The 16,453-nt window shown below is 37.2% G+C and carries 18 protein-coding genes and 1 riboswitch; of the genes, 11 read left to right on the plus strand and 7 right to left on the minus strand.

Features of this window, described 5'->3' with window-relative positions; all coding sequences use genetic code 11:
* Positions 1-281 precede the first annotated feature (281 nt).
* The 4 genes from CIL03_RS00195 (at position 282) to CIL03_RS00210 (ending at position 2,703) form a co-directional block, all read left to right on the plus strand.
* Positions 282-713, plus strand: coding sequence for a hypothetical protein (locus CIL03_RS00195; protein WP_094883207.1), 432 nt, complete (start codon positions 282-284; stop codon positions 711-713).
* Positions 714-801: 88 nt separating this feature from the next.
* The gene (locus tag CIL03_RS00200) at positions 802-1,065 is read left to right on the plus strand and encodes a hypothetical protein (protein WP_240507966.1); all 264 of its coding nucleotides are present in this window, start codon (positions 802-804) and stop codon (positions 1,063-1,065) included.
* Positions 1,066-1,321: 256 nt separating this feature from the next.
* Positions 1,322-1,954: a DUF4352 domain-containing protein gene (locus CIL03_RS00205; protein ID WP_094883208.1), complete on the plus strand. Its 633-nt coding sequence runs from the start codon at positions 1,322-1,324 to the stop codon at positions 1,952-1,954.
* A 320-nt stretch (positions 1,955-2,274) separates the two neighbouring features.
* Entirely contained in the window at positions 2,275-2,703 is a 429-nt protein-coding gene (locus CIL03_RS00210; protein ID WP_240507967.1) for a hypothetical protein, read from the plus strand.
* Between the two features lie 390 nt (positions 2,704-3,093).
* Here CIL03_RS00210 and CIL03_RS00215 read toward each other — a convergent pair whose 3' ends face one another.
* Both CIL03_RS00215 and CIL03_RS00220 read right to left on the minus strand, forming a co-directional pair.
* A complete protein-coding gene (locus CIL03_RS00215) occupies positions 3,094-4,707 on the minus strand; it encodes an ABC transporter permease (RefSeq protein ID WP_094883209.1) in 1,614 nt (537 codons plus the stop codon).
* A gap of 23 nt (positions 4,708-4,730) precedes the next feature.
* The gene (locus CIL03_RS00220) at positions 4,731-5,615 is read right to left on the minus strand and encodes an ABC transporter ATP-binding protein (protein ID WP_420855371.1); all 885 of its coding nucleotides are present in this window, start codon (positions 5,613-5,615) and stop codon (positions 4,731-4,733) included.
* A gap of 311 nt (positions 5,616-5,926) precedes the next feature.
* On the opposite strand from CIL03_RS00220, the gene CIL03_RS00225 reads away from it, so the two are divergent.
* The 3 genes from CIL03_RS00225 (at position 5,927) to CIL03_RS00235 (ending at position 9,680) form a co-directional block, all read left to right on the plus strand.
* Positions 5,927-6,529, plus strand: a complete 603-nt coding sequence (locus CIL03_RS00225; protein WP_094883210.1) for a TetR/AcrR family transcriptional regulator — start codon at positions 5,927-5,929, stop codon at positions 6,527-6,529.
* A 210-nt stretch (positions 6,530-6,739) separates the two neighbouring features.
* Positions 6,740-6,884, plus strand: a riboswitch (cyclic di-AMP (ydaO/yuaA leader).
* Positions 6,885-7,156: 272 nt separating this feature from the next.
* Complete coding sequence (locus CIL03_RS00230) at positions 7,157-7,837, plus strand: potassium channel family protein (protein WP_165767868.1); 681 nt, start codon at positions 7,157-7,159, stop codon at positions 7,835-7,837.
* A gap of 208 nt (positions 7,838-8,045) precedes the next feature.
* Positions 8,046-9,680, plus strand: a complete 1,635-nt coding sequence (locus tag CIL03_RS00235) for an ABC1 kinase family protein (RefSeq protein ID WP_240507968.1) — start codon at positions 8,046-8,048, stop codon at positions 9,678-9,680.
* Positions 9,681-9,947: 267 nt separating this feature from the next.
* Here the strand turns inward: CIL03_RS00235 and CIL03_RS00240 are convergent, their stop codons facing one another.
* Complete coding sequence (locus CIL03_RS00240; protein ID WP_094883212.1) at positions 9,948-11,261, minus strand: lysine N(6)-hydroxylase/L-ornithine N(5)-oxygenase family protein; 1,314 nt, start codon at positions 11,259-11,261, stop codon at positions 9,948-9,950.
* A 222-nt stretch (positions 11,262-11,483) separates the two neighbouring features.
* On the opposite strand from CIL03_RS00240, the gene CIL03_RS00245 reads away from it, so the two are divergent.
* Complete coding sequence (locus CIL03_RS00245) at positions 11,484-12,296, plus strand: DUF899 domain-containing protein (RefSeq protein ID WP_094883213.1); 813 nt, start codon at positions 11,484-11,486, stop codon at positions 12,294-12,296.
* Between the two features lie 188 nt (positions 12,297-12,484).
* Here CIL03_RS00245 and CIL03_RS00250 read toward each other — a convergent pair whose 3' ends face one another.
* Together CIL03_RS00250 and CIL03_RS00255 are read right to left on the minus strand one after the other, a co-directional pair.
* Positions 12,485-13,009: an SRPBCC domain-containing protein gene (locus CIL03_RS00250; RefSeq protein WP_094883214.1), complete on the minus strand. Its 525-nt coding sequence runs from the start codon at positions 13,007-13,009 to the stop codon at positions 12,485-12,487.
* Between the two features lie 71 nt (positions 13,010-13,080).
* Complete coding sequence (locus tag CIL03_RS00255) at positions 13,081-13,419, minus strand: ArsR/SmtB family transcription factor (RefSeq protein WP_094883215.1); 339 nt, start codon at positions 13,417-13,419, stop codon at positions 13,081-13,083.
* A 221-nt stretch (positions 13,420-13,640) separates the two neighbouring features.
* On the opposite strand from CIL03_RS00255, the gene CIL03_RS00260 reads away from it, so the two are divergent.
* Positions 13,641-13,868: a gamma-type small acid-soluble spore protein gene (locus CIL03_RS00260; protein WP_094884388.1), complete on the plus strand. Its 228-nt coding sequence runs from the start codon at positions 13,641-13,643 to the stop codon at positions 13,866-13,868.
* Positions 13,861-14,163: a DUF3892 domain-containing protein gene (locus CIL03_RS00265; protein WP_094883216.1), complete on the plus strand. Its 303-nt coding sequence runs from the start codon at positions 13,861-13,863 to the stop codon at positions 14,161-14,163. The genes CIL03_RS00260 and CIL03_RS00265 overlap by 8 nt, the downstream gene beginning before the upstream one ends.
* 82 nt (positions 14,164-14,245) lie before the next feature.
* Here CIL03_RS00265 and CIL03_RS00270 read toward each other — a convergent pair whose 3' ends face one another.
* Complete coding sequence (locus tag CIL03_RS00270; RefSeq protein WP_094883217.1) at positions 14,246-14,776, minus strand: ribonuclease H-like YkuK family protein; 531 nt, start codon at positions 14,774-14,776, stop codon at positions 14,246-14,248.
* A 218-nt stretch (positions 14,777-14,994) separates the two neighbouring features.
* On the opposite strand from CIL03_RS00270, the gene CIL03_RS00275 reads away from it, so the two are divergent.
* On the plus strand, positions 14,995-15,639 hold the full coding sequence (locus tag CIL03_RS00275; RefSeq protein WP_094883218.1) for a Type 1 glutamine amidotransferase-like domain-containing protein: 645 nt from the start codon (positions 14,995-14,997) through the stop codon (positions 15,637-15,639).
* 133 nt (positions 15,640-15,772) lie between these two features.
* Here the strand turns inward: CIL03_RS00275 and CIL03_RS00280 are convergent, their stop codons facing one another.
* Positions 15,773-16,165, minus strand: a complete 393-nt coding sequence (locus CIL03_RS00280; protein WP_094883219.1) for a hypothetical protein — start codon at positions 16,163-16,165, stop codon at positions 15,773-15,775.
* Positions 16,166-16,453: the final 288 nt, after the last annotated feature.

The following is a 16,453-nucleotide window of genomic DNA, read 5'->3' on the forward strand; positions in this document are numbered from 1 at the left end:
CAGAAGATTATCTAAGATTAATCTTAACTTTACAACTAAGGATGGGAATGATAGAACCATGTTTCTTGAAATCATCCCGTCAATACTCCTGCATGCGTCTTAACTGACAGGTCAAGGGGTTTGAAGTACAGGTAGATTCGGCAGAACGGAGGCTGAAGCCAATGATTGCCTTTTTCTTATGGAAAATTAAATATTTGAATTATTATGTTAGTATTGATTTATATAGGCATTAAGTTGTGGCAGTAGATTTGAATATGAGAAAATCATTGGAGGATTATTATATGAAATATTTTTTGAAATTAAATGTTGTTAGTATTCTGTACGCTCTAATGATATTTGTTCCTCTTGAACTTATGTTAAATGTGTATAGAATAACAAGGCTAACAATTTGGGAAATAGGTAAGGTAAATATTTTGACTGGTTTAACGCTTATTATCGGAATTATAGGTGGTACAATACTAATCCATTTCTTAACAAAAAAATGGTTGGGAAGGAGAAAAGCAAACTTTTGGACAGTCATCCTTTGGATACCCTACTTTGTTCTTTTTATCTATGTATTCGCATCTTTATTTCCAATAACTAATGGCGGAGATGCCCCCAATCCTGTTATTGGTCTTTTAGCAATAGGTGGATTGATAATTTATCCGTTCTATATACTAATTCTCAATTTTGTCGGAATGACAAGTGATGATAATACAATTAGGGCTGTCTAAATTAGAATAACAGAGTTGTAATTTAAAGTAATGGGTGCTTATCTTAAAGAAGGATAGCACATTAATTAACTGATCGGTGGTAATTTTGATGAATATTATGATTAAGAAATTACAAGCTGAAGATCTAGAGAATTTATTTGAATTTGAACTTGAAAACAGAGCTTACTTTGAGGAAATGGTTCCGAGCCGTGGAGATGATTACTATAACTTTGAGGTTTTTAAACAAAGAAACAAAGCCCTGTTGGATGAACAAGTTCAAAGGCTATCCTACTTTTACTTAATAAAGAATAAAGAAGGTTTAATTCTAGCCCGTAGCTCACTTCTTATTGCGTTAACGGGTGCAAGAGTTTAACAAGGCGGTCATCAATTTGATCGTTTTTTTTGTAAATTTGGCTTTGAACCAAAGTTTGCTAGTCTATAATGAAGGGTGATCATTTTAAATAAAGTTCGGTAATTTTATAAGAGTTGATATAATTAAGTTTTCGTAACGGATTGTGATAATTCAGCATCTGGTTCTATTGTTGATGATAAATCAAAATGATATAATTAAAATTTGGATGAAATATCCAATGTTCGTTACTTGAAAGTAGAGAGGAGTAAGAGGGAAGATGAAAAAAATTTTAATTATTTTGTTGACTGGCATTGTATTGGCAGCGTGCAACAGCGATGATAATGTATCACAGCAACAGTCGACAGAAAGCATCTCAGAGGAAGAAATAAATCAATCTGAACAAACTTCAACGGAAAATAAGGAAGCTAACGCTACTCCAAAAAAGCCAGATAATGAATCTGAAAATGATGAAAAAGAATACTATTATGTAGGGGATACTGCTTATTTCGAGGAATCCATTATGATTAATCAGCCATACGCACTAACAGTGAATGATTTTACAATAACAAGGGAATTTAAAGGAGAACCGATGGAGGAATATCTTATTGGTTTTGAAGAGGATTCAGCTTTCTATCTTGCCATAGTAAATGTTACTGTGACTAATAACGGTAGTGAAACCTTCAAATTTGAAGAGAACTCAAATATCTCTCTACTTGAATCTGAAAGAGAAGGGTTTAATTATATGCTAGATGGTGAGATTTCAGAAGAACTTACGACTGACATCAAACCAAGTGAGTCATTGACACTTGATTTACCGTTTATTGTAAATGTGGATGATTCTCAAGGTGCTTATTATATGTACATCGATCCAGCAGGTTCAGTGTTTCAAAAGATTTATAAGTTAGAATAGAACTAAAAAATTTATTTTAAAGCTATTTTTAATCACCATTCCTACGCCGCAAATGGATGTGGTAAAAGAATAATAGCTAAAAGCTGCAATCGACCCTTTCAAGGAATTAAATACCTGGTTGGCACAATACCGCGGACTGTAGTAATTTAGCTATCATTCTTTTTGTTTCCACTTTTAGGGTTAGCGAAACTGTAATATCCTTTAGTTGTGATCCGGTGTTTTTCTAAAGAAGGAGAAGCACCCTTTTTTGTTGAATTTATTAAATAACGGGGCAGCATTATTGAATTTTATTATGGAGACTAATAGAGAGGTGCGTAAATATGAGCAAGAAGATACGGATAGTTTTATTGTCTGTTCTCACCATTTCATTAATTTTTCTTGTTATACCTTGGTTAAGATTTTTAGTGTTTATAGTATTTCCTGATAATTTTTTTGCGCAAAAGAATATCAATATTTCTCCGAAGACTTTAGGTTATTTAATTACTTTGTTAACTGTCCTCATAGCTTACTTACTTAGCAGAGGTAAGCCGAAAAAAGGAAAATACAAGTTATGGGGGATTGCTATTATGCTCCTGATTTCTCTACCCTTAGCTTATTCTATTGGTATAACTTATGCTGAAATTGCAGGAAATCCCTGGGCTGCATTAATGACGTTTTATGCTTTTCCAATTATTTTTTCGATAGGACTTATTATGTTGTTGATTGGTGTTTTTAAAAAGGACGAAGCAATAAAGACCTGCGCTGTTTAACAATATGGTGCTTTTCTGTAATAAAGATTTGCGCTGATACAAAAAGGCTATTTAACGGGCGTAAATCTGGAATAATACTTGCTCTCATCTGAACGGGTTTATTCCAGGGGGGCAAATAATTATTGTCTGGGAGAAAAAAGTCACCCCTCCAGCTTCTGAATCCCCCAGATACCCTTGTCTTAAGCTAACCACTACTAATGCCTTCGTGGATCGGTACTTCAAACCTAGAGAATATACGCATGTCTGGTCACCCTTAAAACCGCATTCTTCGGTTGAAAAATGCGGTTTATTTCAATATATAGTTATTTACTGTTGTTCAATAATGGCGCTAATGCTATATAGGTGTTGGCATTAAGTCATTAACTAACTTCACTTCCAAATTGGTTAATATTAAGCTCCTTCAACCATATCCCGTCTACTATAACCAAGATAACCTATTACCATTAAAGCGATGCTAATCACAGTCATTGTAATGAAGATTGGAGCATCAAAATTATCCATTGGCATTTGTGGAATCCAGCTTTGAATGGCTGTTTTTGAAAACCATTCTGGTAAGTCTAATATACCTCCAAAGTAGTTTAGGGCAAAGGAATAGCCAAGATAAAAATAAACCAATTTACCTAGTTTCGGTACCCAACCGAGAGCTAAAGCCGCAAGACCAGTAAAGAATAATACGGATGGTAAGAAGTTGTAACCAGCAGTAAGAAAATCCACTATATCCATTGTTGCACTATCTCCCATTACGGAGATGGCTGTGCCCCCAAGACTACTGGCAGCTAATAAAATCCCTGCTAAGCCTGAAAAAACCGCTAAACCAATACTGGTCCAATAAAGTTGGCCGCGAGTCACTTTTGTAGCATAAATCTGACTTAAGTGCAAGCGGCTTTCTTCAGTGAAAAGTTTATTGACAATAACTATTGGCAAAATAGAAACCAAAACAATCATGACCATCATAATCGTCCCAGTGAATGATTCTTCGATAGAAACTCCTGATTGAGAAAACATCTGTTTCATCATTTCGTTACTCTCAAGGAAAGTTTGCATGTCTCCATAAATTGAACCATAGGCCACCCCCATAATTACAAAGGCAACCAACCAGCCAATCATCACTCCTTTATTAATCTTGGTAAACAACCCCCGAACAGATAATAAAGATTTTTTTGCATTTCCTCGACCTTCTCTCTCTGGAAGATAGCCTGCGCCCATATCACGTGCGCCTTCAAGAGAAAATGCAACGATCACTGCGATTACACTAAAAATCAAAGCAAAAATAAGCGGAATCCAGTTGTTTTCCGTGAAGGGATACGTTAAATAAGTCCAACTAAGTGGATTGATTATAGATAAATCAACATTGGAGACATCTGTCCCTGCACGAACAATATAAAGCAATCCTACTATCCCAAGTGCTGAACCTGTTGCACTGGACGAGGACGGCATAATTTGGGCCATAACAAGTGCAATTCCTGCACCGACAATCCCGGCAAATCCGATGGAGGCTCCAAATAAAAGGGAACCTTCAGCAGAAATCGTATCGGCACCGAAGCTCATCATTACTCCACCAATAAAAAGTGCAAGTAAGGCATTAATGACAATGGTTTCAATCATGGAAGCAAGCGAGTTTGCTTGACGACCTATCTGAAAGGAGCGTACAAGCTCAGTAAGGCCGAGATCCTCTTCTTTACGGGTATGACTGACCACGTGTAAAACAGACATTATCATCGCAAATAATCCGCAGAATAGTAACATTTCATGCGCATACATTGCGCCTAACGTATAATCCGCTGCTGTTTCTACTGGTGTAGGACCTACCATGGCTATCATTGCAGGGTTTTTTAGTGTTTCGTACATCCCCGCCAAACCTTGCCCTTTTGCTATTTCTTCAAAGGCTGAAACAAATCCTGCTGAAAACAGCCCAACTCCTAATATCCAAACTATTATTTTTTTCCAATCACGTTTCAAATATAGTGCAAACAGTGAATCCCAACGTGCAAATTTCTCCCTCATCGCTTCTTCCCTCCTTTTAAAGCTTAGCCCTCATAATGACGCATGAATAAATCCTCAAGAGTAGGTGGTACAGCTTCAAACTTTTTAACCCCCAGATTGGTTGCTGCCAACAAGATATCATTGAGGTATTGATTATCTGCAGAGAATGTAGCTTGATTATCACTTTGTTCGAAATCATATACGCCGTTTACTTCTGAAATTTCAGCCACATTTCCTTCTGTTGCCAAGGTTACTGTAGTGCGTGTCAAGTGACGTAATTCATCAAGGGTGCCCGTTTCCACAATTTCACCTTGGCGAATGATAACCACCTTATCCGCCAAGCGTTCTACTTCACTTAAAATATGGGAAGATAGCAAGATTGCTTTACCTGCTTCTTTTATTTTTTCCACTTCTTCTTGGAAGACTGCTTCCATTAAAGGATCCAGACCAGAAGTCGGCTCATCAAAAATATATAAATCCGAATCAACAGATAACGCTGCAATCAAACCAACCTTTTGCCGATTTCCTTTAGAATATCCTTTCGCTTTTTTCTTAGGATCTAATTCAAAGCGTTTAATTAAATAATCACGTTTTTGTTTGTCTCCGCCACCATGCAATTTAATAAACAAATCAATAATTTCCCCCCCTGTGAGACTCCCCCAAAGAGAGACATCTCCAGGAACATAGGAAATACGTTTATGAATTTCAATACTGTCTTTCCAAACATCTTTTCCAAAAATCTCTGCATGACCGTCATCGCGCCTGATAATTCCCAATAAAGTACGGATAGTTGTAGATTTACCAGCACCATTTGGACCAATAAAACCAATAACTTCTCCAGCATTTACAGAGAACGTCACATCATTTAATGCTTGAAATTTACCAAATTTCTTTTTCAAACCTTTTAAGTTAATTACTTTTTCCACCATACAGACACTCCTTCGTTAATAAATTGAACTTCATTTACAAGTAAGGTACTTTCTGTTTAAAGAGAAGAGAAGTAAAAACATCAGATAAAGAAAACTGTCCATATGTTTTTGATTCATATTTTCTCTTCTTAGGCAAAATTTTAAACTATAATGGATATTTAAGTTCATAATATACTTTTATCATCTTGCAGTCAATATAATTTTATACTATTATATCTTTGATAGTTCGTAAATATTCGTATATAATATAGGAAAGAATACAATTATCTTATGAAATATTTTTCATGACATATAGGAAGTGGGTATTAAATTTGAATGGCTTTCAAAAACGAACAGAGGAAAAGAAAAAACAGATTTTAGAATCAACCTTTGAATTGATGAACACAAATGCCAGCGGGAGAAATGTAACCATGGAGGAGATTGCAAAGCATGCAAACGTAGCAAAAACAACTGTATTTAAGTATTTTGGTACGAAAGAAAATCTTATCCATGAAGTTTTTACGTGTTTTTTTGATGAGATGGGTGAAAAAGCAAAAAAGATCATGGCTGAGAATGGACCTTTTGAAGAAACACTTCTTGCGATGAGCAAAAATAAGATCCATTATCTAAATAAAATCAATCAATCATTTTATATGGATATGATGGAGTATATTACAGAGAAAGGGGACGACGGATTGTCTTTGATGATGGATAAATTCTCCAAAGAAAGCTATAGTATGATGTTAGATTTGTTCCATCGAGGGCGTAAAGAAGGAAAGGTGGACTTAAAATACTCCGATGAGTTTCTGCTGCTTTATTTCAGGACCCTTGTTGAAGGTATTTCTAATCCGCAGATATATGAAAAAGTTGTACCATACACAGCAGAGTGGACAGAATTGCTAATTAAAGGTCTTGCACCAAACAGAAGAGAGTAGTAAGGAAAAGACATATCTTCACTCGAGTTGGAATTCCAGTTAGAGTTTATCGATGAGAATAATTGAACGACGTTTTATAGAATGAAACTTGATAACTTCTGTTGTTAACAATGCGAGTGTTTATTTGAGTGAAATCTGTTTTTTAGAACAGTAGAGACTGTTGACAATTGAATAGAATAGGAGTATTTTATAATAATAAAATATCCATACACCTTTTATTCGCTGAATCTTTTTTGAGCGGGGGAACCATTTTGATAGATGAAAAGCTATCTTGGGGTGAATCTTACCTTGTAAGAAGGGATACTCTCAGTCCCTAATCCGACAGCTAACCTCGTAAGCGTTCTGTTTATTTGTTTCGGGAGAAAGGTCAAAGGTTTAGCCTAAGACCATTCTTATTTGTGATGGTCTTTTTTGTGTTGGTCTTTTCCTATTGTTTTATAAGGTAATTAGTGAATGAATTTTTTGAAAATGGAGTGAGTTATTTGGAGATTTTTTTATTATTTACCTATGCACTCATATTTTTGATAGGAGGACTTGGGTTAACCTTTTTGGGAGTTAGTATTATTTATAAAGTGATACATAATCATAAACATGATTGAAATAAGGATAGCTTACTTCATGTAGTGTATGGACTGGAAAAGGGGGATAATCGTGAAAAAGGGATTTGCAGTAATTGGATTAGGCACTTTTGGCAGCACCGTCTGCAAAGAATTATATCATTTAGGAAATGAAGTGCTGGCAATTGACATAGATGAAGAGAATGTAAGAGAAGTAATGAATAACTCGTCTTACGCAACGGTTGCAAATGCAACAGACCAAGAAGCATTAGAATCACTAGGAATAAAAAATTTCGATTATGCAGTTGTTTCGATTGGAGAAAAAATTCAACCAAGTATCCTATCTACATTAATTTTAAAAGAGATGGGAGTCAAAAATGTTTGGGTTAAAGCCAAAAATGAGAAACATCACAAAATTTTAGAAAAAATCGGTGCCGATCGTATCATTCACCCTGAACAGGAAATTGGAATACGTGTTGCAAACCAATTGGATTCCGGGAAAATTACAGATTATATTGAACTGTCCAAAGACTATAGTATTATTGAGTTGGTTGCAACAAAAAGAGTATCGAATCGTTCCCTGGTAAACTTAGATATCCGTGCAAAGTTCGGTTGTACAATCCTGGCTATCAGGAGAGAGGAAAATGTAAACATTTCACCCATGCCTGATGATATCATCTTGATAGGGGATATATTGATAGTAATGGGGCATGTCAAGAATTTAAAACGTTTTGAAGAAAAAGGAGTATAGAAGGTTGTAACGTGCAAAATACTGGCATATCAATATTCGAATGAATATTTTCCAATTAACTAAGCCATGCGAGATCATCGAATGATGGTCTTTATCTTAATTTACAAGTTTCAGAAATTTCAATTAAACTGCTAAGCGTTATGTTATTATTTGTTTATAGTGACTGAATATAGGGGGCAGGATACTTTTAATAGGGAATAATAAAGAAATGAGTGATTTGATGAAATCTATGAGTAAATTGAAACGAATGTCAAAGGTATTATCAATGGCATTTGTCATCTTCATTCAAATTTATTGGTACAAAGTTAGAAAAAAATCTGAAGCTGATTGGGATACATTATGGGGAGAAATAGGGAGTAGATTTCGAAAAACATTATTTGAATTAGAAGGATTACTTATTAAAATGGGACAATTATTAAGCATTCGAGAGGACTTGCTTCCAAATGAGTTTATCCGTCAAATTCAAGACCTTACAGATCAAGTTCCCCCTTCTAATTGGGAGGAAATTAAGGAGATTATTGAAGCAGAATGGGGAGGTCCCCTAGATCAATTCTTACTTCACGTTGAAAAAAATGCGATAGCTTCTGCCTCTATAGGGGAAGTTTATAAGGGGGTTTTAAAAGATGGCAAACCAGTTGCCATTAAAGTACAACGCCCAAATATCCAATCAATCATACAAACGGATTTCCGTACGTTAAGTATTATTATTTGGTTTGCCCATCATTTTGTTCCCATGCCAAAAGGATTTATAAATTTAAAGGTTTTGTTTAAAGAACTCAAGGAAGTTATTGTACGGGAGCTTGATTTTTCGCAGGAAAAAAATAATCTGCTCTATTTTAAAGAACGTTTTAAGGATGTTGACAGAGTGAAAATTCCAGACGTGTATTCCGAGCTAAGTACACCAAAGGTATTGGTAATGGAATGGGTCTATGGAATAAAGCTGACAGATAAAGAAGGAATAAGTCAATTAGAGGTTAACGGATCTGAATTGGCTGAGCATCTCATTGAAGTTTTTCTTCCACAGTGGCTTGAACCTGGTATGTTCCATGCTGATCCTCATTCAGGAAATGTATTTGTATCAAAGGATGGACAAATCATATTACTAGATTTCGGAATGGTAGGGGAAATTTCTAAGAAGGATGCGACTTATTTTCAAGTATTAATTGAGAGTTTGCTGTCAAAAAATTACCCTAAAGCTGTGGAATGCTTGACTCATCTAGGGTTCTTGCTGCCTGAAGCAGACCCAAGGACGATGGAAAGGTTGCTGGCTGAAATATTGTCTTTTCAATCTACACAATTAAATGAAATGGATCTTATAGCTTTAAAATTAGAATTGAATGCTATAATTCAAGCACTTCCAATTCAAGTACCCACGAGATTTGTTTTCTTAGGTCGGTCTTTCATTACAATGGAAGGAATGCTACGCAGCTTGGCATCAGAAGATGAACTCATTAACGTATTAAAACCAGTATTTATGAATTGGTTAAGGAAACAAGGGAATAACAAGTGGTCGTTTCTTTCGTTTTGGTTGCAATCACAGCCTTTATTTAAGACTTTCCATTCCTTTACAGAGTTTCTAAAACTACCTGAAAAACTGGATGATATAAAGGAAACCGAGCAACGAAGACATTTTCAATTTACTATATATGAAAATTACAAAAAACAATTATTTCAATTAACACTCTTTGGTATTATAGGAATTGGGATAGGGATACATACTTCTCACCAACTAATCTTACAGCTTTCCGTCGGGGTGTCTGCCGTCTCTGGTGTCGGATACTTTATTTACAGTTTTAAGTTAAAAAACTGGATGAAATACATGCACGAAAAGCGAAGAGGATAACATATATTTTTTTATCAATAAAGATTGTGAATGACTATATTAAAACAAGCTGGGCCTTAAACTTAATTTGGGATTGCACCCTTACTTAATGATAAAAGATGTAACAATAAAATGTGTAAAAAATTGGCTTCGTAGTCTAATTAACATAGAAAAATTATAAACATTTAAATACACGTGAATTTACTGTTCTCGCTGTAATTATTGTACCCCGATGGATATTGTGCTAGCACATCGAGTGACAAGAGATTTTCCTATTTTCGGATAGGTTTATTCATTTTCCATTGTAAACTGCTGAAAGATGGTGTCACGTCTGTTCTTGTATACTTCCTGTCCGGCAAGCAAGTTTATGATTTGTATGTTCTTTTGAACGGCCAATCCCAAGTTGGTGGCTGCCGTGCCATGAGAATGCTCCAAATTGGTCATGGTGAAAAAACGGTGGTCTCGCTGATCATTAAACGCGAGCTGATAATCTCGGGTAACTTTATAGCGGTCTTCGTCTTCCCACATAATTTTATCTTTAAAACGATGATAGAACCATGCAGGAATATGTGGTTTATAGCCTGTTGCCAGGATAACCTTATTCGTTTCATAGTCAAAGGAATTTTCTTTTTGCCACTGATGACAGTTCAATACGTACTTGTCATTGTTTCGGCTTATGCGCTTGACCTCTGTATTGGGCTGGATGATTACCGGCTGTTTCGTTTGGCCAATTGTTTTATGGTAAAGCGTTTCGTATAATTCCATCAGTGTCTGAGGATTAATCCCTTTTCTGAGCGTTCCTAAAGTGTCCAATGTGTAGAGGCGCTGCTTAAAGCCAAGCGAATGAAAATAATCCACAAAATCGGGCGAAAAATACTCCTGGCCAAATTTGGCTTTCTCCAATTGAAATAGGCCACTGGAACGGGTGAATAACGTCAATTGAAACACTTTATTTTCCTGTTCTTTTAACAGATCCAGGAGGACCTCGATGGCACTCTGACCAGAACCTACTATTGTAATGTGAGGGGATTCGACTAAGTTTTCCTTTTCGTACATGTATCGATTGGTATGTAAAACATCTTCATTTGGGTGCCCTGTCATGGAGTCCAGTACCAAGGGTTCACTGCCAGTTGCCATGTTTATATTTTTTGCAAAGTATGAGGATCGTTTTTGAGTTGAGGCTTCTTCCACGATCACCTCATAGTGAGGCTCATCAGCTTCTTCATGATCTATCACATCGACAACCTCATAACCGAAGTTGAGCTGTTCCAATTGTTCGGCAACCCATTGCAGGTATTGGTTGTATTCTTGACGGGGAATCTGAAACTTGCTGAAAAAGTAGAACTGATACAGACGATTGTGTTCATGTAAATAGTTGATGTAGGTAAACCGGCTTGTTGGATCAGCGAATGTGACAAGGTCCCCTAAAAAAGGAGTGGTCAAATTCATCCGTTCAATTAACATCCCGGGATGCCATTCAAATTTTGGCGTCTTATCAAAAAATAAGCCATTAAGTTCAGGAGTAGTATCCAAGAGAGCAGCTAATCCAAGATTATATGGGCCTATCCCAATCCCGATTATATCGTACAATTTATCAGTCATTTGTTCCACTTCCCTCCACACGGATCTACACATTATCATCCCCAAGTCTTCAGGGATTATGCTTCGATTGAATCGTCAATGTGTAATTTCACCATTATGCCCTAAGATGGTTAAGAGGTATAAACAATAGAAAAATAAAGGAATTGTTTTAGCAATCTAGAAGAAGACTTTATAGGCATTGTGTGTAATAAGCTAAAAAAACTTAAGAAGGGAGAAGATGATATGGAAAAAAAGCAAAATCATATTCAGCTTCCGAAAGTTGTGTCACGAGATGAGTGGCTTGTGACTCGAAAGGAACTGCTGGCCAAAGAGAAGGAATTCACTAGAGCGCGAGATGCGCTGAGTGCCGAACGTCGCCGACTCCCAATGGTAGAAATTGATAAGGACTATGTTTTCGAGAGTCCGCACGGTAAGACCAGTCTGCTTGATCTGTTTGAGGGGCGCCCTCAACTTATCGTGCATCACTTCATGTTCGATCCGGATTGGAACGAGGGTTGTCCGGCTTGCTCACTGGCTGCCGACAACATCGGTCATCTGGCCCACCTGCATGCACGCAACACGTCGCTGGCCCTGGTATCCCGTGCGCCACTACCTAAGCTCCAGCGCTACAAGGAACGCATGGGTTGGGACATTCCTTGGTACTCATCCTTCGATAGCGATTTCAACTATGACTTTCACGCTACGCTGGACGAATCTGTCGCCCCAATCGAATACAATTACTTAACCAAGGATGAGCTTGTTCAAAAGGGCGTACCAGTTGATTCCGGGCAGTCAATGGAAGTACCTGGCGTGAGCACCTTTCTTCGCGATGGTGAAAAAATTTTTCACACGTATACGACTTACGCCCGTGGAACTGATCTGCTAATTGGTATGTTCAACTACCTCGATTTAACAGCACTCGGCAGGCAAGAGGACTGGGAACAGCCATCTGGGCGCAGCGACGGCAATGGCAAGACATGGCTTCGTCGTCATGACGAATATGAACACTCGTTTAAATCGGATTCCTGTTGCAATTCAAGAAAGAGCGATTTGTGATCAATGTAGTTCATCAATATATATAAATATTAGTTAACATAAAAACAAGTGGAGGTTGAAACAAAACCCTGAAAAAATGAATAAACCGCATGAAATCAATTTTAACTATCTTGATATCATGCGGTTTATATTTACGGTTTGTACAAGAATCACATATTTTTCAACATATGTCCCAGCCCCGCGAAGGATTACCTGCTTTTCAGTTCTTCTACTACATTTGCAAGTTTGCCCCAGGTTTCAGTGACTCCTTCAAGTACACCCATATCAAGGACAGCCTGGAGTGATTCGGCAGATGCATATTCACTGCGGCTGATGAGCTTTGTTTTTCCATCCTGTTCGATGAAATTGATTGTCATTTTGGTTGATGGCATTTCTTCTGCAATATTCCCCTCTGAATCCGTGAATGAGTCGATCTGTACAATCTTTTCCGGTTCAATGATTTCTTGATAAACTGCTTTTCCCCAGGATTCCATTCCGTATTCTTCCTGACTCTCATCGGTGCACTTCATACAATAACGCCAAGTTCCGCCTGGCCGGAAGTCCGTCTCACAGACTGGAGTAGACCAGCCCTCTGGTGACCACCATTTTTTCAGGTGCTCCGCTTTGGAGAAGGCCTCGAATACGAGTTCTCGCGGTGCGTCGAACTCACGCTCCAGTATAAGGTCCCGACCTTCTGTTCTTGAAGTCAGTTTCGAATTTTCCGTTTTAGACATGAAAATGTCCTCCTTGTTATTTATTGATTCATAGCATTCTGCACTGTTGACAGAAGCTAGAATATAAGGAATTATGACTTTTCTTCCTGGTCAATTTTTTTGCTCTGGAGTTCTTCTAAATACGCATCCAATCGATCCAGTTTTTCCTCCCAGATACTTTGGAAGCTGGTAAGCCAGTCGTCCAGTTCCTGAAATGGTTCCTGCCTAAGTTTATAAATGCGTCTATTTGCGACTGCCTGCACCTCAAGAATTCCTGCTTCGTTCAGTATGCGAAGATGCTTTGAAGCTTGTGGCTGACGGATTTCCAGACTTTCTGCAATTTCTCCGACGGTGAGGGGACCGCTGCGCAGAAGCTCGACAATCTGTAATCGATTCGGTTCCCCGAGTGCTTTCATCATAGTTGATTTCATCTCTTTTGTCCCCTTTATTAAATTGTTAGAATTAGTTTATTATAGTTAAATATACCATAAATGGAATATTCTTGTAAAGGAATATTTAGGGTTTCTTTGAGAGATTTGGCTTTGATTTATTTAAAAGGAGAAACGTTTGTTGAAGTCCTATGTTTCTTTCAAAAATTAATAAAAACAATTCATTTGGCAAAAATAAGGGGAACCAAGAAAGAGGTGCCAATATGAAGGAAGAAAACAATAATTCAGGCAGATATACTGCTGCTGGGACTGACATAGAATCGGTAAAACGTAAGAATGCACAGTCCGGCATGTCCTATAATGAAGCAAAGGAATTTTTGGCAAAGAAGACAGGTGGACATGGCACAGGTATTTATAGTGATACGGATGCAGAGTCGGTGAGGCTTAAAAATCAGCAGTTCGGAAATGACGGTGATTCCGGATATGAGTGAAAAAGATTTTGAGGGTATTTACAATCAATACCGGAATCAAAACGAAACCCAGATTGAAGCAGGCAAAGAAATGAATAAAGAAGAAATTGTGGCGGTCCGGAAAAATGAGGATGGCAATATCATTGCTTTTAAAACGAAATCTGGACGCGAAATGGATTATATTACTGCATTAGATGAAGCTAAGGCTGGGAAAATTGCTCATATCGATGTGTTTCATAAGTACGGCAGGGATATAATTCGAAGTGAGCCGGATGGGATAGAAGAGAATAATCTGGAAAATTTACCGTCGTTTTGATTTAGTGAGTAAGCCTAACGCTCAGATTACTTGTCTGAGCGTTTTTTGCAGGAGGAAATCAGGACTGATTCGAGCTCTGCTCCTACTTCGTAAACCGATTGGCATAGCTGCTTGCGACAAATGATTCTGGTTTTATTTTTGGTTCCAGGCCCAATGTTTCCATCCTCGATACCATTTCTTTCACGAAAATACGGGTCTTATTCCTATTCTCTGATCCGATATCAATATGGCCTTCAATGGCAAATGAAGCACCTTGATAAATATGTGGTAAAACAATATCAATCAATTGATTTTTTCTTTCCTCTGTAAACAGGGAAACCACTTCTTCGGTTAACGTTGTTTCATAGGAAATTCGTTCATGAAGGTTTGTCATCTGTCTTGGAATGACTACTTTACGTATGCATGCCCAGGCACCTTTTTGCTTTCGCTGGATCACAATTCCTGTAATGAAAATCGTGTGATTCGCATGCACCTGGGAGTCTGTTCCAAACATCAAATAGTAATTCCCAGCTGCATCTTTTTCCATAAATTGGGTAATATGTTTAAATACTTCTTCAAATGACATGTGCTTTTGACTCAGGTTCTGAAAAGACAATCCAAGATCAGTCGGCATGTTTTAAACATATCCTTTCTAGTTTTTAGTGAAACAGATTGGATTTGTTTTTATACTATTCGGAAGTGGGTTGTCTTGGGACTAAGGGAAGGCAAGAACGCAACAAACGATTACATTTGAAATTATGACAGGAAAAGAATTACTATTGAAATAATAGTGTTTTTGTATATATATGGATCATTAAATGATTGCAATCCAAAGGGATAAGGAGTGGAAAAATGATGAATCGGCATCTGTTTTTATTTGGCGGAAGTCCGCCTTTTAATGAAGAACTTGGAAGGCGGTTTGCTGGTTATGCCTTAAAAGGGAATAGTAAAGCTGCAATTTTATACATAAATAGAGATGGCTGGAAGCAGTACATGCCGAAGTATACCAGTGTTTTAGAAGAAAATGGTCTGACTCAATTTGTCCATATCCCATTGTCTGCCAATCCCAAAGGCAACCTCTTACAGGAATTAAGCTCCTGTACCGGAGTCATTATTTGTGGCGGGCAGACAGAACGTTATCGTGATTATATCGTTGATACGGTATTAGGTGTGAAAATTAAAAAAATGTATCAAACTGGGATTCCAATTGCCGGGTTTTCAGCTGGTGCACTGATTTGTCCAGAGCATTGTGTGATTTCTCCAAAGGATAATTCAAGGAATCAACTCCTTTTTCTTGCTGGACTTGGCCTGATAAGAGATTGTGTGATCAGTGTTCATTATTCGAAATGGAAAGAAAGGCTAAATGTAAAACGTGCCATGGAAAGAGTTAATGCTTCACTCGGTTATGGGATTGATGATAAAGGGAGCTTATATTTTAAGAATGAGCGCCTGGTCGAATCGGAAAGTGGAGGTTTTCACCGATTGGAACTAACTTGAACACTTTATTTTATATACTATAAGAAGCGGGGGTCTGCATTTAATTCCCGCTTCCTATTAAAATGGAAATTTAATCCGAATTGCTGGAAAGCGGTGGGTCTTTAATGTTTTCCAATTCGCGAAGATTATTATTCTATTCGTAGATTTGCCGGAGCTTTTTCTCATGCTGGATTGTTTTGCTTGATAAAAAATCAACCGTTTCCTGTGTTTCTGTTAGTTCAACCCTCATGCCATCAACCTTTTTTTCAAGTCGGTCAAAGCGCTTATCAACACGGTTAAATCCTTCATCCATACGATTTTCTAACCCTAATTTCATGTCATCCATACGATTTTCTAATCTTACTTCCACCTCGTCCATTCGTTTTTCTAAACCTGACTGCATATTGTCCATCCGGTTCTCTAATTCTGATCGCATCGTATCCATTCGAATCTCTAAACCTGACTGCATATTATCCATTTTTTTGTCGATTGTTTCTGAATGAAGCTCTAATGCTTTTAAAATTTGCTGAAAGCCTGATTGTTCCATCTTGTCTCATCTCCTATTTAAACATATTATAACCGATGACAGGTATTTTTGAAAGGAAGTGTCTGAGGGTGGAAATTTGATTTTCAGGGCCAAAATGCAGGGAAATTGATAAATTAGAAAGGAAAATGGCAAGAACTAATTAAAATCTCAATATAAAATGCAACTCAATTTCTATATTCTAAAAAATAATTTTCATGAAATAATTTCACCTCACTTCATAGCAGCCTTTCAAACGTTTTATTGGACATACATGTTATGATGGTGGAAATAAAGATAATCTTGTAAAAG

This window comes from Virgibacillus indicus (assembly GCF_002266285.1).
GTDB classification, from domain to species: domain Bacteria; phylum Bacillota; class Bacilli; order Bacillales; family Amphibacillaceae; genus Virgibacillus_K; species Virgibacillus_K indicus.

Excerpts from the sequence above, each read along its gene's own strand:
- CIL03_RS00220 (WP_420855371.1), bottom strand. The coding sequence starts at position 5,615 with ATGGTGGAAAAAGTAATTAACTTAAAAGGTTTGAAAAAGAAATTTGGT.
- CIL03_RS00235 (WP_240507968.1), top strand. The coding sequence starts at position 8,046 with ATGAGTGATTTGATGAAATCTATGAGTAAATTGAAACGAATGTCAAAG.
- CIL03_RS00230 (WP_165767868.1), top strand. The coding sequence starts at position 7,157 with ATGGACTGGAAAAGGGGGATAATCGTGAAAAAGGGATTTGCAGTAATT.
- CIL03_RS00205 (WP_094883208.1), top strand. The coding sequence starts at position 1,322 with ATGAAAAAAATTTTAATTATTTTGTTGACTGGCATTGTATTGGCAGCG.
- CIL03_RS00275 (WP_094883218.1), top strand. The coding sequence starts at position 14,995 with ATGATGAATCGGCATCTGTTTTTATTTGGCGGAAGTCCGCCTTTTAAT.
- CIL03_RS00250 (WP_094883214.1), bottom strand. The coding sequence starts at position 13,009 with ATGTCTAAAACGGAAAATTCGAAACTGACTTCAAGAACAGAAGGTCGG.
- CIL03_RS00215 (WP_094883209.1), bottom strand. The coding sequence starts at position 4,707 with ATGAGGGAGAAATTTGCACGTTGGGATTCACTGTTTGCACTATATTTG.
- CIL03_RS00260 (WP_094884388.1), top strand. The coding sequence starts at position 13,641 with ATGAAGGAAGAAAACAATAATTCAGGCAGATATACTGCTGCTGGGACT.
- CIL03_RS00255 (WP_094883215.1), bottom strand. The coding sequence starts at position 13,419 with ATGAAATCAACTATGATGAAAGCACTCGGGGAACCGAATCGATTACAG.
- CIL03_RS00195 (WP_094883207.1), top strand. The coding sequence starts at position 282 with ATGAAATATTTTTTGAAATTAAATGTTGTTAGTATTCTGTACGCTCTA.
- CIL03_RS00265 (WP_094883216.1), top strand. The coding sequence starts at position 13,861 with ATGAGTGAAAAAGATTTTGAGGGTATTTACAATCAATACCGGAATCAA.
- CIL03_RS00245 (WP_094883213.1), top strand. The coding sequence starts at position 11,484 with ATGGAAAAAAAGCAAAATCATATTCAGCTTCCGAAAGTTGTGTCACGA.
- CIL03_RS00270 (WP_094883217.1), bottom strand. The coding sequence starts at position 14,776 with ATGCCGACTGATCTTGGATTGTCTTTTCAGAACCTGAGTCAAAAGCAC.
- CIL03_RS00280 (WP_094883219.1), bottom strand. The coding sequence starts at position 16,165 with ATGGAACAATCAGGCTTTCAGCAAATTTTAAAAGCATTAGAGCTTCAT.
- CIL03_RS00210 (WP_240507967.1), top strand. The coding sequence starts at position 2,275 with ATGAGCAAGAAGATACGGATAGTTTTATTGTCTGTTCTCACCATTTCA.
- CIL03_RS00200 (WP_240507966.1), top strand. The coding sequence starts at position 802 with ATGAATATTATGATTAAGAAATTACAAGCTGAAGATCTAGAGAATTTA.
- CIL03_RS00240 (WP_094883212.1), bottom strand. The coding sequence starts at position 11,261 with ATGACTGATAAATTGTACGATATAATCGGGATTGGGATAGGCCCATAT.